The 15,905-nt window shown below is 44.1% G+C and carries 19 protein-coding genes; 8 read left to right on the top strand and 11 right to left on the bottom strand.

Features of this window, described 5'->3' with window-relative positions:
* Window positions 1-47 precede the first annotated feature (47 nt).
* From CMAQ_RS02150 to CMAQ_RS02140, 3 genes are read right to left on the bottom strand one after another with little or no spacing between them, the layout of a single operon-like run.
* Window positions 48-1,454, bottom strand: a complete 1,407-nt coding sequence (locus tag CMAQ_RS02150) for a hypothetical protein (RefSeq protein ID WP_156769813.1) — start codon at window positions 1,452-1,454, stop codon at window positions 48-50.
* A complete protein-coding gene (locus CMAQ_RS02145; protein WP_012185484.1) occupies window positions 1,444-1,875 on the bottom strand; it encodes a hypothetical protein in 432 nt (143 codons plus the stop codon). The genes CMAQ_RS02150 and CMAQ_RS02145 overlap by 11 nt, the downstream gene beginning before the upstream one ends.
* 33 nt (window positions 1,876-1,908) lie before the next feature.
* Window positions 1,909-2,418 (bottom strand): archaellin/type IV pilin N-terminal domain-containing protein, encoded by a 510-nt coding sequence (locus CMAQ_RS02140; protein WP_012185483.1) that lies wholly within the window; start codon window positions 2,416-2,418, stop codon window positions 1,909-1,911.
* 206 nt (window positions 2,419-2,624) lie between these two features.
* On the opposite strand from CMAQ_RS02140, the gene CMAQ_RS02135 reads away from it, so the two are divergent.
* Together CMAQ_RS02135 and CMAQ_RS02130 are read left to right on the top strand one after the other, a co-directional pair.
* Window positions 2,625-2,954 (top strand): hypothetical protein, encoded by a 330-nt coding sequence (locus CMAQ_RS02135; protein WP_012185482.1) that lies wholly within the window; start codon window positions 2,625-2,627, stop codon window positions 2,952-2,954.
* Window positions 2,944-3,300: a hypothetical protein gene (locus CMAQ_RS02130; protein WP_012185481.1), complete on the top strand. Its 357-nt coding sequence runs from the start codon at window positions 2,944-2,946 to the stop codon at window positions 3,298-3,300. The genes CMAQ_RS02135 and CMAQ_RS02130 overlap by 11 nt, the downstream gene beginning before the upstream one ends.
* A 6-nt stretch (window positions 3,301-3,306) precedes the next feature.
* Here CMAQ_RS02130 and CMAQ_RS02125 read toward each other — a convergent pair whose 3' ends face one another.
* The gene (locus CMAQ_RS02125) at window positions 3,307-4,059 is read right to left on the bottom strand and encodes an MBL fold metallo-hydrolase (RefSeq protein ID WP_048062614.1); all 753 of its coding nucleotides are present in this window, start codon (window positions 4,057-4,059) and stop codon (window positions 3,307-3,309) included.
* A gap of 85 nt (window positions 4,060-4,144) precedes the next feature.
* On the opposite strand from CMAQ_RS02125, the gene CMAQ_RS02120 reads away from it, so the two are divergent.
* On the top strand, window positions 4,145-4,675 hold the full coding sequence (locus CMAQ_RS02120; RefSeq protein ID WP_012185479.1) for a hypothetical protein: 531 nt from the start codon (window positions 4,145-4,147) through the stop codon (window positions 4,673-4,675).
* Here CMAQ_RS02120 and CMAQ_RS02115 read toward each other — a convergent pair.
* Window positions 4,664-5,356: an acyltransferase gene (locus CMAQ_RS02115; RefSeq protein ID WP_012185478.1), complete on the bottom strand. Its 693-nt coding sequence runs from the start codon at window positions 5,354-5,356 to the stop codon at window positions 4,664-4,666. The two genes, CMAQ_RS02120 and CMAQ_RS02115, sit on opposite strands and share 12 nt — an antisense overlap.
* A 367-nt stretch (window positions 5,357-5,723) precedes the next feature.
* On the opposite strand from CMAQ_RS02115, the gene hmgA reads away from it, so the two are divergent.
* Entirely contained in the window at window positions 5,724-6,956 is a 1,233-nt protein-coding gene (gene hmgA, locus CMAQ_RS02110; RefSeq protein ID WP_012185477.1) for a hydroxymethylglutaryl-CoA reductase (NADPH), read from the top strand.
* A gap of 104 nt (window positions 6,957-7,060) precedes the next feature.
* Entirely contained in the window at window positions 7,061-7,516 is a 456-nt protein-coding gene (locus CMAQ_RS02105) for a PadR family transcriptional regulator (RefSeq protein ID WP_232203789.1), read from the top strand.
* A 1-nt stretch (window position 7,517) separates the two neighbouring features.
* On the opposite strand, the gene CMAQ_RS10795 is transcribed toward CMAQ_RS02105, so the two are convergent.
* Window positions 7,518-7,712 carry a hypothetical protein gene (locus tag CMAQ_RS10795; protein ID WP_012185475.1) on the bottom strand — a complete coding sequence of 65 codons (195 nt, stop codon included), beginning with the start codon at window positions 7,710-7,712 and terminating at the stop codon, window positions 7,518-7,520.
* Window positions 7,713-7,949: 237 nt separating this feature from the next.
* Between CMAQ_RS10795 and CMAQ_RS02095 the strand changes: the two genes are divergently transcribed.
* Both CMAQ_RS02095 and bgaS read left to right on the top strand, forming a co-directional pair.
* Window positions 7,950-8,582: a class I SAM-dependent methyltransferase gene (locus CMAQ_RS02095; protein ID WP_012185474.1), complete on the top strand. Its 633-nt coding sequence runs from the start codon at window positions 7,950-7,952 to the stop codon at window positions 8,580-8,582.
* Window positions 8,583-8,738: 156 nt separating this feature from the next.
* Window positions 8,739-10,208 (top strand): beta-galactosidase BgaS, encoded by a 1,470-nt coding sequence (bgaS, locus tag CMAQ_RS02090; protein ID WP_012185473.1) that lies wholly within the window; start codon window positions 8,739-8,741, stop codon window positions 10,206-10,208.
* A gap of 1 nt (window position 10,209) precedes the next feature.
* Here the strand turns inward: bgaS and CMAQ_RS10330 are convergent, their stop codons facing one another.
* Genes CMAQ_RS10330 through CMAQ_RS02075 form a run of 3 tightly spaced genes read right to left on the bottom strand, consistent with a single transcriptional unit; the run spans window position 10,210 to window position 12,464 of the window.
* Window positions 10,210-10,911, bottom strand: coding sequence for a restriction endonuclease (locus CMAQ_RS10330; protein ID WP_012185472.1), 702 nt, complete (start codon window positions 10,909-10,911; stop codon window positions 10,210-10,212).
* Window positions 10,912-10,919: 8 nt separating this feature from the next.
* Complete coding sequence (locus CMAQ_RS02080; RefSeq protein WP_012185471.1) at window positions 10,920-11,435, bottom strand: hypothetical protein; 516 nt, start codon at window positions 11,433-11,435, stop codon at window positions 10,920-10,922.
* A gap of 48 nt (window positions 11,436-11,483) precedes the next feature.
* Window positions 11,484-12,464: a glycoside hydrolase family 31 protein gene (locus CMAQ_RS02075; RefSeq protein ID WP_052290682.1), complete on the bottom strand. Its 981-nt coding sequence runs from the start codon at window positions 12,462-12,464 to the stop codon at window positions 11,484-11,486.
* 82 nt (window positions 12,465-12,546) lie between these two features.
* Here CMAQ_RS02075 and CMAQ_RS02070 point away from each other — a divergent pair, with 82 nt between their 5' ends.
* Window positions 12,547-13,836: an RNA-guided endonuclease InsQ/TnpB family protein gene (locus CMAQ_RS02070; RefSeq protein ID WP_012185470.1), complete on the top strand. Its 1,290-nt coding sequence runs from the start codon at window positions 12,547-12,549 to the stop codon at window positions 13,834-13,836.
* Between the two features lie 13 nt (window positions 13,837-13,849).
* Here CMAQ_RS02070 and CMAQ_RS02065 read toward each other — a convergent pair whose 3' ends face one another.
* Window positions 13,850-15,124, bottom strand: coding sequence for a TIM-barrel domain-containing protein (locus CMAQ_RS02065; RefSeq protein WP_052290681.1), 1,275 nt, complete (start codon window positions 15,122-15,124; stop codon window positions 13,850-13,852).
* 31 nt (window positions 15,125-15,155) lie between these two features.
* Window positions 15,156-15,890, bottom strand: coding sequence for a hypothetical protein (locus tag CMAQ_RS02060; RefSeq protein WP_012185469.1), 735 nt, complete (start codon window positions 15,888-15,890; stop codon window positions 15,156-15,158).
* Between the last annotated feature and the right edge of the window lie 15 nt (window positions 15,891-15,905).

Below are 15,905 nucleotides of genomic sequence, written 5' to 3'. Positions count from 1 at the left end.
TTAGGGGCTCATAATTGATTAATCACTAGATTTAGGTAAAATATGAATTATGAACTGGAAATACATAAGTAATCCCAATAGGCGATTCCATAATTAGGATAATAGTAGTTAGGAAGATACACACCGATACCGATATACTTATACTTAGGGTTACCACTAATTATATTAGCTAAATTAACATGGTAATATAGTAATGCATTACTAAATATTGAACCATTTGATATCATGTATATATTTTTATTATTAGTACCAAGAATTGAAGCTACTAGGTTACTGGCGTTGGTTGCGGCGTTTGTATTGGGGGCTGTTGATGATGGATTAACATTGGATGACTTATAAACCATTATGAGATTATTGTTACTGGTTACTATGAATATGAAGAATAAGGTTCCATTAATCGTGTATTGGGTTGGATAAAGAACAGCTGATACTATGGGGTAGTTAGATATGTGGATGTTTAGGGTGGATAAATCATAGTAAAGGATTAATACATACCCATTTGTATTACTTAAGCCACCTGTATTTATTGCATACATGTATATTGGGTTAACAAGCCCATTAATGGTGCCATTATAAATCATGTAATTCCAGTAAAGGCCACTTGTAGCCCCGGATTTAAGCATGTTACTTGTTCCGTTACCCAGGTAAGCGAATGCGGTTTTACCGGGTGTGCAGTATGTTGGTATTGAGGTTGTGGTGGTTGTTTGGCTAATTAGTGTTATGGTGATGGTTTTATTAATTGTAGCTAGGTTATTAATGGTGTAGCTTAGCGTCATTGTGGGTGAATTGATTAACGTGTAGTTAACCAGTAATGTTGAGGATTCGGGCGGTATCATTACGCTACCGAGTTTAACCACGTAACCATCGCCGCTGATCACTGAGGCGTTAACGTAAACCCACCCAGTGGAGTTATTGTAAACGTATAGGCTGATCGTAGCATTAGAGCCTAGGCTAGTGTACTGTGGGTACTCGAATACTCGTATACTTGGCCTGTAGTTGAAGGTTAATTGAATGCTTGAACCCAATGGTGTTGGCAGGGTTAGGGTTAATTGAGTTAAGTTGCTTGGATTCTTTACTGATAGTGGGCATTTAGCATGAACATTAATTACCCCATTCATTGAATCATATGATACTGAGCCCTGGGCATAGTACATTGTCCCATTAATCAACTTAACTGTACAGAGGGCGTAGCCTGGTAGTGAGCCTATGCTGAATACGCCTAAGTTACCCTCAAGGGATGCGTTAACGTAGATGAAGCCACCGTTAACCAGTGGTGGCGACTGGGGTATTAGGCTTATGCTTGATGATGAGGCTAATGCAGCGTAGGTGGCCTCCCTACTAATGAATCCCCTCACTGAATTAACCATATACAGTACTGAGAGTAGAAGTACCACAGCAGCCACCATGAATATTGCGAATACGTATATTTCACCAAGCCCAAGCCTACTCGACAATGGCGTCACCCGTGTACCCGTCATTTGCATAGAACCTAATTATGAAGGGTGGTTTAATTGAATTAACCTTAATGGTCACTATGGTGAATTTACTGAACTTAATGGGGCTACTGTAGGGTATAATCATTATCACATTACCGGTTGTTGCATTAATGATGGCTGCACCATTAATAATGCATGTCGCTGAACCGTAATTATAGAGGGCAAGGGCCACTTCATATGTACCTGCCGTATCATTCATTGCATAACCAATCACGGTGAATTCACAGTGGTAGCCTAATGGGCCACTGTAAAGGCTCTGCAGTGAATTATTAATGTAGTTTATGAATAAGGCTAGTAAAGCCACACTAAGTACCACTGAGATTACTAGAATAAGCACGGCTCCAGTTATTTCACTTGAACCAAGCCTTAAAGAAACCATGATTATTTTAAACACAGGCTTAAATTTAAGCCTTTACGTTGAGAACTCGTAAGTTATCTGAGTACCCCTAGCAGTAACAAGCTTAACCACATATATGGTGTTTGGACTTAGGCTACAGCCTGATAAACCAAGAAATATAGCTACCGCACCACTGCCTCCTATGGTTACAGTGGATACTGATGATACTGGGCCCGATGTACTGGAGACTGAACTAGGTAATGGCGTATACCCACTTATTGCTAGTGAACATACTACATTGAGTGTTGTACTATTTAATATATATGCCTGCGCTATGGTTATAGGTATTTGCCCAACATTCTGAAGGAATACGACTAAATAATTGCTAGTGGGGGCGTAGTTAACTCCAATTATTTGAGCCTCCTCCGGTGCCGATATTTGTGATACTCTTGTCGTGGTTGCCGATAAGTATCCTGAGAACCAGAAGTAAAGTAGTACTGCAGCCACCACAGTTATCACTATTAATAGTATTGCGGCCACTATGGGTTCAATACCCCTCCTCATTCTTTTACTTGAATAATCCATGTATTACCCATCGATATATGTTTTTTAAGTTTTATGCATTGGTTTATATCAAGTTATTAATGCAGGTAGTACTAAGAATTAATGTTTGTTACCTCAATAAATTATTGCGTAATTTACGTAGCAGCTTATTTGCTTAAACTTTAAACTCATGGTGAGTACAGATTCTACACGTTAGTTTTTAATGTAGTTAATGAGAATCAGTAATCATGGGTAAGAGTAGGCAGTTACTGTTAAGTAGCATTAAGGCCTTGGGGCTTGCTAATGATGCAAGTAGGAGGATTCTTGAGTTAGCCTTAATTTACGCATATAATAATAAAATAGATAAGTACTCCCTCTACTCAATACTAAGGGTTATTGACTTAAACATGGCCACTGCAGTGAGTAGGCTTAGGCCCATTAATGATGAGGTGGCTGAGGTTAATGAAGTTGAGGTTGTTGAGGTTAATGATGAGGTTGTGGGTAATGTTGAAAGTAGGGTTGAGGACAAGTACCTTGGGCAGAGGGTTATGGAGAGGCTGATGCCTAATGAGCAGTGAGTCACCTTTAATTAAGCTACTTACCACCAAGTACTCTAGGTTCCTTGGGGGTATTGATGCATCAAGGGCGCTTAGGGATAATGAGGAGGCTAGGGTTAAGTGGCTTAGCGATTACCTAGGCATTAATATTGAGCCGCAGGGCTATGATGCTTATGGGGAGGTTAGGAGGATTAGGGTTATGTATGAGTGGCTGCGTATTGAGGAGGCTAATGTCCAGGGGGCTGTGGCTGAGGCTAGGAGGATGGGGGTGCCGTTGAGTAACGTGGAGGGTAGGCTGAGGGGGATTAGGCGTAGGAGGGAGTTCCTTAGGAGGCTTCTGAGGGAGATTAGGAATAGTGGTGTTTAAGATCCCTTACTTAACTTCAATAGTTGAGCATTCGTAAGGTATCATTAGGCTTAACCCCTCACCCAGTTCACTTATGATTGGGTTAACTGTGTAGAAGTGGGTTAACACTAACTGCTTAACACCAGCCTCCCTAGCAATATTAACGGCGTCCCTAACGGTACTGTGGCCATGCCTATGAGCCTCCTCCTCAAAGCCTGGATTCCCGCTCGCCTCATGAATAAGTACACCACAGCCCTTAGCCAACTCAACCAGTGACCGTGAGGGTGCTGTGTCGCCACTGTAGGTTAGGCATGATCCATCTGAGTCAATTAACTTAACAGCCATAGCCTCCACGGTGTGGTTAACCTTAACAGCGTAAATCCTAATACCCTTAAACTCCATTATGAAGGATGGCTCATTCGGCGTATCAACGGGTATTGGGTTAAGCGCATTCACGTACTGTTGAATGTGTGTAGCCTTAATTAGGCTTACTAAATCATCCATAACGTACCTTGGGGCTATTACACTTAGCCTAATGCCCCTTGAACCAGCCATTAGTACGTATGAGGGTAAGCCGAGGATGTGGTCACCATGCCCATGAGTAACTATGACTGCGTCTATTGAGTCAACATCAAGGCCAGTACACCTCCTTAACTGCCTATATGAACCCTCCCCGGCATCAAGAAGTAGCCTAACCCCCTTAGCCTCAACAAGTATTGAGGGGTGGTTTAGCCAGGGCATTGAAACCCAACCACCGACGCCTAGGAAGCTAACCCTCATTAATGCGTTAATGCCCTTAAATTAATTAACCTTACGGTCCTTTTCATCATCGAATGCTTTAAAACACGGCTTATGCATAAGCCCTATGGTTACTAGGGATTTTAATGCTGCATTAATCAGTATGTTGAGGAATCTTGAGGAGGTTGAGGATGAGTTAGCTGAATTATACGGTGAATTAAGTGAATTAGCCACTGATGAATTAAGTAGAATTAGCCTGCAGTTAATAAGCAGGGATTCGGCTAAGCATAGGGATATATTGAAGGGTATTGAGGAGACTCTGCTCAGTGGCCTTAAGGGTTCACTTAACGTTGAGGGTGTTGTATCCATGAATAGGGAACTGGAGGGGAGGCTTAGTAGGATAAGGGAGTGTGCGGCAATGGTTAGGGGTGGTGTGGCTAAGGATTTGGCTAATAGGTTAATGGAGCTTGAGGATTATGAGTCAATAGCCTTAAGCATGTATGAGTACGTATTGAGTAGTTATGAGTCATCATCAAGGGTATTAACAAGTGAGGAGATGTCTAGAATGGAGGTTATTAAGTCAATAATAAGGAGCATTATTGATGATGAGAGGTTTCATAAGGAGCTCATAGGCAGATTAAGTAACTTAACCCATTGATTCATAAGCCCTCCTCTTTTCAACGTACACATCAACACCGTACATGGGTCTAGCTGGGGCACCAGCGACAACAGTTCCTGGCTTAACATCCTTAGTCACTATTGACCCAGCAGCCACCACAGCCCCCTCCCCAATCTCGATACCAGCTATTAAAGTGGCGTTAGCACCAATAACAGCCCCCCTCCTAATAACCACGCCTTGAAGCCTTCTACTGGGTGGGTACTTATCATTAGTTATCACTGCGTTTGGCCCTATGAAGACCTCATCCTCTATTACAGTACCTATGGGTATGTAAACCATACTCTGCACGCTCACATTCCTACCTATCTTAACGCCACCATCAATCACAGTTAAAGTACCTAACCTAGTCCCATCCCCAATCACCGTGTTCTCCCTAATTAACACGTTATGCCCGGTCTCAACATTATTACCCACTTCAACACTCTCGTAAATAACCGTACCCCTCCTTATCACACACCCCTCCCCAATCCTGGCACCGTCACTAACTGAATCAAGTTCATTAATATGCTTAATGGTCTTAATCTTCCGCCTAATAGGGTAGCCTACAGTCACGTAATCATCAATGAAACTCCCCCTACCAATTACCGATGGCCCCAGTATCACTGAGTTTAATCCAATTACAGCCTCATCTACCTTTGCTCTACTTGATATGAAGCCCATTAATGAGGCGAATCCTTAAGGCTTATAACTATTACCTAAAATGAGTCACAGGGTGATTTAACTTAGCATTAATCCTTCTCTCACCCTGAGGGAGTGAGGATTCTGTTGGGTTCCTGCATATTTATTCCTTATACAAGATCACTTTTACACCTGGTATTACTGGTGTTTCAGCTTCAACCCTCATGTGCATGGATTGATCAGGTATAGGTATTAGATCATTTTGATGGAAGAAATCGAAACGCACTTCACCTTAAGGGTAAGCTTTCCATCTACGTTTACTTAGCTAACTTAAGAATAGGCTCGTATGAAACTCTCCTCAAGATGGGAGGGGTCATAAAGTTTAATAATTGAGTCTAGGTTTAAGGGCATGGAGCTTGAGGATGTGGTTAAAATGCTTGAGGAGGGTAAGGTTAAGATGCATGAGCTTGAGGGCCTGCTCAAGGATCCTAACGCAGCCACTAGGGCTAGGAGGCTGTTCCTTGAGAGGAGGCTTGGTATTAAGCTTAATGCCATAGGTTCAACGGTAATTGACTTTAACCAGGTTTATGGTAGGAATACTGAGAACACCATTGGGGCTGTTCAAGTACCATTAGGCGTAGCTGGTCCGCTTTTAGTTAAGGGGGTTTATGCTAATGGCTTATACTACGTACCCTTAGCCACAACTGAGGGTGCCTTGGTGGCTTCTGTGAATAGGGGGGCTAAGGTTATTACTGAGAATGGTGGAGCCAGGAGTATTGTTGTTAAGGATGGTATGGCTAGGGCACCCTTATTCAGATTACCCACAGCCACTGATGCTGTGGATTTCATTAATTGGATTAACACTAATATTGATAAGATTAGGGAGGTTGCTGAGTCCAGTAGTAGGCATTTAAGGCTTAAGGAGATTCAACCATTCATAAATGGTAACAATGCATGGCTTAGATTAGTCTTCAGTACTGGGGACGCCATGGGTATGAACATGGTTACCATAGCCTCTGAGAGAGTTGCGCAGTGGATTGAGGGTAATTACCCTAAGGCCAAGTTAATTACCGTTAGCGGTAACATGTGTGTTGATAAGAAGCCCAATGCAGTCAACTTCCTACTGGGTAGGGGGAAGACGGTTATCAGTGAGGCCACTGTATCAAGGAGGTACCTAATGGAGCGCTTCAACATAACCCCGGAGGAGGTTGTTAATGTTAATGTTAGGAAGAATCTACTTGGCTCAGCCTACGCCCACTCCTACGGCTTCAACGCCCACTTCGCAAACATAGTGGCGGCAATGTTCATAGCCACAGGTCAGGATGTGGCCCAGGTTGTTGAATCAAGCATGGGTATTACTTGGGCTGAGGTTGATGATAATGGTGACTTATACGTTTCAGTAACGCTACCAAGCCTAGAGGTGGGTACTGTTGGTGGCGGTACTGGTTTACCAACCCAGAGGGAGGCATTGCAGATGCTTGGGGTGCAGGGGGGTGGTGATCCACCTGGCTCCAATGCATTAAAGCTTGCTGAAATAATAGCCGCAGCGGTGCTTGCTGGTGAACTTAACTTACTCATTGCCCAGCATAGGAGGGAGTTGGGTAAGGCTCATGAGAGGCTTGGTAGGGCTGGACGCACCTAATGCAGTTAAGTTAGTTACATGGTTTCAGGTACCGGTAATATTAGTGTATTCTATTTTTAATACCGTGTAGTAAAATTTAATTGCATGCATTAGTAACCCCGTTAATGGATTGGAGAAGGGGGCCTATGCCTCATGACTTCATGGGCTGGTTTTGGAGGAGGAGGGGTGCGTTGAGGGATATTGTACTTTATATCCTAGCCTTCAAGGGTGAGTTAACGGGTGCCCAGATAATTGATGAGATTGAGAGGTGGAGCTTCGGCTTCTGGAGGCCATCACCAGGATCAATATACCCACTCCTAGATGACTTGGAGGAGGAGGGTTTAATTAAGATATCTAGGATTGATGGTGTTAAGAAGTATTACTCACTCACTGAGGAGGGGAAGAGGGCCATTGGGTTAATTGGTGGTATTAATCCACCACCCCCACCGCCTTCACCATTTAATATTGATGAATTCGTGTCAGCTGCAAGGTACATAATTGATAATTGGGATAAGATACCTCAGGAGGATAAGGAGAAAATAAGGAGGATTTTAAATGATTTAATCAAGGTTGTTGGCTAATTCACCAAGGCCAATAAGGCGGTGCACCACGTCTCCTACCGCCCCAGGGGCCGAAGCCCCATGGTCCAGGTCCTGGGCCTCTCCAACCCCATGGTCCCCATGGCCAGGGTGCGGTTGTGATGTTCTTACCAAGTTCAGTTAATTCAAAGTATTCCTCCCCACCCTCAGTAACCCTCCTAACTAATCCAAGGGTCAATAGGTCACTTATCGCGAAGTCCAGTGCTGAACCGTATAGTGGTGTGACTTGCCTTAATTCACTTATCTTCCTCCTCCCCTTACTTAACTCCTGCAGTATCGTCCACTCACCTATTGCTATTACGCGACCCAGTATTTCCGGTCACCGATAACACTACCGATATCGGAATTTATAAACCTTTCGCCCTCGATTAAATAAGTGGATAACATATAAAAGACCCCATTAAGGTGATTAATCATGTACACTATTGACCTCTTCAACAATAGGGCTAATGAATATGACTCATGGTACAGTAAACACCAGTTACTGGCTAAGTCAGAGGAGGATACTATTAAGGCGCTTGGATTAAGTGGCCTAGGCCTAGATGTTGGGGCTGGAAGCGGCTTCTTCACAAGGCTAATTAACGCCATTGCCCTTGAACCATCACCAGGAATGATTAAGCTAGCTAAGGATAGGACCTGGGCCGTGGTCTCGGGGGTTGGAGAGTTGATGCCTATTAGGGATTCATCAATGGACTACGTAATAATAGTGGTCACATTATGCTTTGCGATGAATCCTGAAGCCATACTGAGGGAAAGCATTAGGGTGCTTAAAAGTAATGGCAGGTTAGTGGCCTGCATAGTACCCTTGGAAAGCCAGTGGGGGGCATTGTATAGTGAGCTTGGTTCAAGGGGACACCCGTACTACTCCAGGGCCAGGTTCCTAACTATTAAGCAGGTTACTGAGGCGCTTATAAGGCTTGGAGTAAGGGTTACTGGGTACGTGGCAACCCTCAGTAGGGGTGTGGGTGAGTATTATGAGGCACCAAGTGTTATTAATAATTCTGATGCAGGTAGATATGGTTTCGTATGCGTTAATGCAGTTAAGTGAAGGTTACTATGCGGGAATAATGAATTATTAGCAGCAGGTTACTGGATTCGCTGGGAATGGTGACTTAGTCAACCTGATTAGGGACTTAACCTTAACAACACTTTTAAGGGGCATTCAACCTTAATGCTTAAAAGTATCTAAACTAGATAATAATTAATGGATATCTCATTTCCAAAATCCTTCAGGTTCGGCTGGTCCCAGGCGGGGTTCCAGTCTGAAATGGGTACTCCAGGTAGTGAGGACCCTAACACCGACTGGTACGTGTGGGTTCATGATCCTGAGAACATTGCTTCGGGCTTAGTTAGCGGTGATTTACCTGAACATGGGCCAGGTTACTGGGGGCTTTACAGGATGTTTCATGATAATGCGGTTAAAATGGGGCTTGATATCGCTAGGATTAATGTTGAGTGGTCTCGAATATTCCCTAAGCCAATGCCTGACCCACCGCAGGGTAACGTGGAGGTTAAGGGTAATGACGTGTTGGCCGTGCATGTTGATGAGAATGATCTCAAGAGGCTTGATGAAGCCGCTAACCAGGAGGCTGTGAGGCATTATAGGGAGATTTTCAGTGACCTTAAGGCTAGGGGAATACACTTCATACTGAACTTCTACCATTGGCCACTGCCCCTTTGGGTCCATGACCCAATCAGGGTTAGGAAAGGTGACTTAAGTGGACCCACTGGTTGGCTTGATGTTAAGACCGTCATTAACTTCGCTAGGTTTGCAGCCTACACTGCCTGGAAGTTCGATGACCTTGCCGATGAGTATTCAACAATGAATGAACCCAATGTAGTTCACAGTAATGGCTACATGTGGGTTAAGTCAGGTTTCCCACCAAGTTACCTTAACTTTGAATTATCAAGGAGAGTCATGGTTAATTTAATACAGGCCCATGCTAGGGCTTATGACGCTGTTAAGGCTATTTCCAAGAAGCCCATTGGCATAATATACGCTAACTCATCCTTCACACCGCTAACTGATAAGGATGCTAAGGCCGTTGAGTTGGCTGAGTATGATTCAAGGTGGATATTCTTCGATGCAATAATTAAGGGTGAATTAATGGGGGTTACTAGGGATGACTTGAAGGGTAGGCTTGACTGGATTGGGGTAAACTACTACTCTAGAACAGTGGTTAAGCTTATTGGTGAGAAATCCTACGTGAGCATACCTGGGTATGGGTATGGTTGCGAGAGGAATTCAATTAGCCCTGATGGTAGACCATGCAGTGACTTCGGTTGGGAATTCTACCCGGAGGGTCTTTATGATGTAATAATGAAGTACTGGAGCCGCTATCACTTACCCATATACGTTACTGAGAATGGTATTGCTGATGCGGCTGATTACCAGAGGCCATATTACTTAGTTAGCCACATTTACCAAGTCTATAGGGCTATTCAAGAGGGGGCTAACGTTAAGGGTTACCTACACTGGTCCCTGACTGATAATTACGAGTGGGCCTCAGGCTTCAGCATGAGGTTTGGTTTACTTCAAGTAGACTACTCCACTAAGAAGCAGTACTGGAGGCCATCAGCCTATGTTTACAGGGAGATTGCTAAATCTAAGGCTATACCAGAGGAGTTAATGCACCTTAACACTATACCACCCACTAGGTCATTAAGGAGGTGAATTAACCAGTGCTCAATGTGGCTTGACTTGCCTTAAAGCAGAGGATATTATCCTTCAGTGACTCAAGGTTCTCTAGGAAGCTTGGTAATTGGTGTGAGGCAATTATTGGTACGTTACTGTACGACTGTAGTTGAGGCGTCTTAAGGGTTACGATTAATGGGTATATTGAGGCATTGATCATACTTAACTTAACCTTCCTAGTGAACTTACCCCAATTATCCGCTAATGCCTTAACCTTACTAATATGCTTACTCACAATAGTCTCCAACTCGCTACCACTTATGCTTAACCAATGCTTAGCCTCAACAACAATCACAACACTACCCCTATACCCTATTACGTCGAATTCACCCCTCACACCACCCATAGTTAACCTAATCCCCCTAAGTGTCTCATAACCCTCCTGCCTCATTATAAATGAGATGAATTCCTCGAATTCACTCCAGGATAAGTAATTAATGTAGTTAATCACTGATTCACTACCCATCATCATTAGTAATTGAAGCCTAGGTACAGTTACCTTAAGGTACTTATCATTAACCCTATCCACTACACCCTCCTCAATCAACCATTCAAGGGCCTCAGCGTACTCACCATGAGTTATCACAGCCAGTGAGTTTACTGAGAATACCCTATTACCCTCTGAGGTCAACATGAACACTGCCTCAATAACCCTAAGCCTAGCCTCCCTCCCAGTATTCATGACTCCTCCTACTGCTTACCTTTACTTAATAACACTGATTCCCTCATGGCCTTAATCTCCCTCTCAAGGTCACTTAACCTACTGCTGAGCATTATTGATAATTCAGTTATGGTTATTGATAATTCCTCAAGCCTACTCTGGTAATTGGAGAGTAGGTTCCTTAGGTTATTCACAACATCGAATATCATTGACCTAGCGTCACTTAACTCACCCATTGTCTTATTCAATTGATTAAGCATATCGTTAAGTTGATCCCTGACCTTACCCAATTGATCCCTGTAATTCAGTAGCGTTGTCTCAATGTAGGCTATCTCCCTCAACACACTCCCCATATCAGACTGACCCCTACCCCCACTTAACGCGTTTGCAACTGCATCAATCCTCTGGGCTAATTCACCATACCTCTTATCCAGTTCCTTCACTGTATTAACCAATGAGCCCACGGTGTTCCTTAATTCACTAACCTCCTCATCAAGCTTATTCATTAACTCATACACGTATTCTGGAGTATACTCTGTTGCCACAGGTTGGAGTATGCTTCAGTATATTAAATGTTTTCAGCTAATTAACCTTCACTTAACCTTAACCTCAACTGCACGTCCACTGTAGTTAATGGAGTAATCCGGCCCTGATGGTGACGCACCAGTACCGTGGCCTTCTGAAACCAAAACCACGTTGAACTGCAGTGAATTAAGGTTTCTGCAATAGCCACCTGACGCATCCCCTATTATCAACCTCCCCTCACCGCTAAGCCACCTCAATGGGATTAGGCAATACTCCCCATTCTCATAATTATATGATTCCCCATCATCGAAGTAAAGCGTGAACTCCGAGTCACCGCCATCGTAAACCCTGAGTTCAATGGGGTTCTCCGGTTCACTGGAATTAGCCTTAACAGGACCAAGGGGTAGTATTGAGCCTGCCTTAACGTGAAGCGGTATCCTATCCAATGGGGCATCAGCATCAATGTACGAGCCCCCAACATAGGCTTTACCAGTCCAGAAGTCAAACCACTGTGTTCCTTTAGGTAAGTAGACCCTACGCCTCCTAGCCGGTACAGTAACTGGGCTAACCATTATGAATGGGCCGAACATGTATTGATCACCTATGTTAAGCACTTCTTCATCATCTTGGAAATCCATTACCAAGGGCCTCATCATTGTGTAATCCCTACTGGTGACCATCCAGGCCACTGAGTATATGTATGGGAGTAGCCTATACCTGAATTCAATGTACTGCTTAATAATACTGTAAAATGGTTCAGGGAACATCCAAGGTTCCTTAGCGTACCAGGTGCCGTGAACCCTCATTACTGGGCAGAAGGTACTCCACTGCAGCCACCTGGTGAAGACTTCACCGTAGGCTGGTGTTGATGGGTCACCGCTGAAGAAGCCACCTGTATCAGTGGTCCAGTAAGGTATGCCGGATATGCTGAAGTTTAGGCCAGCGGGTATTTGCCCAGCTAAGACACCCCAATCATGATGCACATCACCTGACCAGGTTATGGCTGAGTGCCTCTGCTGCCCCAGGAAGGCTGACAAAATGAACGACAAGTTTCACCTTTCTAAGGCGGGGTAAAGCTTTTAAAGTTTCAGATGAGGTAATTAAGAAGTATTATAGGGAAATAGTGGGAGAATGAAGAGGAGTAACATTGTTAAACTGATTGTGGATGAAGAGACTAAGAAGAGGTTGCTTGGTCTATTGGAAGTGTATAGGGCTTGTTGGAATACTGTTAATTGGCTTAGGATGCAGCAGTTTAAAAACCATGAAAGAGTGGGCTTCGGAGAGACCGAGAAAGAAACATATGAGAAGTTTAAGCGAATCCTAAAAGTCAATGCACAGCAGGTTACTAGGAAGAATGCTGAGGCTTGGCGTTCATTTTTCGCTTTAATAAAAGAGAAGAGGCAAAACAAGAACTTAAAGCCAAGACCGCCGGGCTATTGGAAGCAAGGCATCATTCTTGTTAGAAATGATAGGTACACTATTGATGAGGAGAAACGTGAGATTTACCTTAAGGACTTCAAGATGAGGTTAAAGTACGCCGGTAAGTTGAAATGGAAAGGGAAACAAGGCAGACTTGAAATACATTATGATGAAGTTAGGGGGAGGTTTTACGCATTCATACCAATGAGTGTTGAGGACGTTAAACCAAAGGAGAGTGGATTAAAGGCATCTATTGATTTAGGGATAGTGAACTTAGTAACAATGTTCATAGAGAATGGAAAATGGTTTCTCTTCAAAGGTGGTTCTATTCTCTCACAGTACGAGTATTATAGCAAAAAGATAGCCATAACACAGAAGAAATTAGCCTTGCATGGGCAGAGGAGGAGTAGGAGATTAAGCATGTTATATAGGAAAAGAAGCCTATTCATGAGGCACGTAGTAAATTCAATGGTGAGGAGGATAATGAATATACTTAGTAAAGAGGGGGTTATAGAGGTTAGAGTTGGTTACCCTAAGGAGATTACAAAGAACCATGGGAATAAACTAACTGTGAACTTCTGGAATTATAGGCTCATTATACGAAGGTTGAAAGAGGTTGGTGAGGAGTTGGGGATTAAGGTTATTGAGGTTAATGAAGCGTACACATCTAAAACATGCACCCTATGCGGGGAAACTCACCCAAATGGTAGGATTCACCGTGGCTTATTCAAGTGTCCCCGCATGGGGAAGGTAATTAATGCTGACTTGAATGCGGCAGTAAACATACTACGCATGCACATATCCCCAAGTCCCAGTGAGGCGGGTGTTGGGGGCTACTCCCGTGGAGGGATAGGGGTAATTGGGTTGAAGACCCAGCCCGTGGTCTACCGCTGGACGAACGGAGCGGGGTGGAGGTCATCCTCCACCAGCAATGAAGCGATGAGGATGAAGGCGGTAAACCACAAACCAATGAACCACCCAAAGGGAAACCCCACCCTTTAAGACGGGGAGGAGGTCAGCTAGTTAATATCACCACACGCCTATTGAAACTCCCCCTCTGTCCCTCGTAAACAGCCTTAGTGTGCATTAATGGGTAGGCGTTCATGAATCTCGACCCCCTACCCATTGCCGTGGTGGAGTCACGTAACCCGGTGTAGAAGGTCCACGTACCCCTATCTGTTGATGGATCCCTAGGCTTATCTAATTCAGGTTCTGAGGCATCCAGCCACCACCCATCTATACCCACCTTGGCGAAGTTCTCCTCTATAAGCCTCCAATACTCCCTCCTCGCATCATCATTGAATGGGTCATAGTTCAGTGAACCAGGTATTAGGTAACCCTTATCCTTAAACACCCTGTATACATCAGTCCTCTGGCCGAAGATGGGCCAAATAGATATTACGACCCTGGCGCCTAATTTATGGATCTCCCTAGTCATCTCAACTGGATTAGGGTAATTGGCCTCATCAAACTTCATGGCGTTCCAGCCATACTTACCCCAGTAGAGCCAGTCCTGTACAATAACATCAATGGGAATCCCCCTACTTCTAAACTCCTTAACAATGCTAATCAACTCCTCCTGCGTCCTATACCTCTCCCTGGATTGCCAATACCCGAAGGCCCACTTTGGGAGCATGGGTGCCTTACCAGTTAATTTCCTATACCCTGAAACAACATCATCAATACTGGGCCCCAGTATGAAGTAGTAGTCCACTGCATCCACGTCCTCGGACCAATACTCAATCCTTGATTCACCACTGGTTAATTCACTTACCTTCACCCTGGATAAACTGTAGTGATCCCACATTAAGCCGTAGCCCACGTTGGACACTAGTATTGGTAATGCGGTCTCGGTTGGATTCCTTTGAAGCAGGTGAACCTCATGGTTCCTGTAGTTGAATAAGCCTTGATGCTGCCCAAGCCCGTAAAAGCCCTTACCCTTAGCGGTAATCACTTGGCTGCTCCAGAAGCCGCCGAGCCCATTATCATTAATCTCCCTCTTAACCTCCCTAGCCATTAATTCACCTTTACTATTCATGAATGATATGGAGTAATCCGGGTTAACCTCAATGATTAATTCCCCCGTACTTAGCCTTAAAGCTCCATTAACCTCCTCTAGGCTTGGCTCCACGTATGAGGCACTGGTGACTACAAGGGACCTCCCCCTACTCCTGGTCACTGGCGTATAGAGGACTCTAGCAATCTTAGTGTCAGGGAAGGTTACCTCAAGCTTAAGTTCACCAATGGTTAAGGATACACCACCTCTTACCCTACTGTAGGTTAAACCCATGAGTCCCCCTCCTTAATCTGTGTTTAAAGTATTATGCAGTATTGTTTAGGCTCCTCTTGGCTATTGGGTAGAAGACATCCATACCCATGGGTAACTCCCCCACCCTACCTAGCCTTAGATCGTGAATTATGGTTGATGAAAGTAATAGCGCCTTGGTTAATCCCTTGAAGTCATCCACTAGGTCTATGCTGCACATTAACGCTACGTTAACCCTATAGGGTGATATCCTCCTTATACTAACCATGAAGCCTGGCTTATGGTAAATCTTAACCCCAGCCACGTGGTAATCCCCATCTGTTAAAGCCTTCACCTGCTCCTCAACCTTATCAGGGTTATTACTTAACTTAACTGACATTGCTAGGATGGGTATTGGGGATTCAAGGTACTTGCTTATTAGTACATCAATCATGTACCTAACGTAATCCTCATTATTAACCACAAGGCCCCTTAACACGGTTTCATCAGCATCCTCCAACTGTAGGCTTACCCTACCGCCTGATATTGTTAATTGATTCAGCGCCACTACATCCCTGTATATTACGTAGATTGGCACGTACTCATAGTCGTAAACCATGAATGGTTTAATCACCTCACTACTTGGGCCAATGCGGAGGTAGGGTTGAAGCTTAATGTAGTCACCGGTACAGGGCTTGCTTGAACTAACAATTAACCTCCCACCCCTATCTATGGTTAAGGCTAAGTCACCGCTCCTTGACTTAACTATGGCGCAGTGATGCCTATGGGTTAGTATGAACTTAGGTATCACGTTTAAATCATAGTG

The sequence above is a fragment of the Caldivirga maquilingensis IC-167 genome (assembly GCF_000018305.1).
GTDB classification, from domain to species: Archaea; Thermoproteota; Thermoprotei; order Thermoproteales; family Thermocladiaceae; genus Caldivirga; species Caldivirga maquilingensis.
Note: the sequence above shows the minus strand (reverse complement) of the source record. Positions and strands in the feature narration are given on the sequence as shown.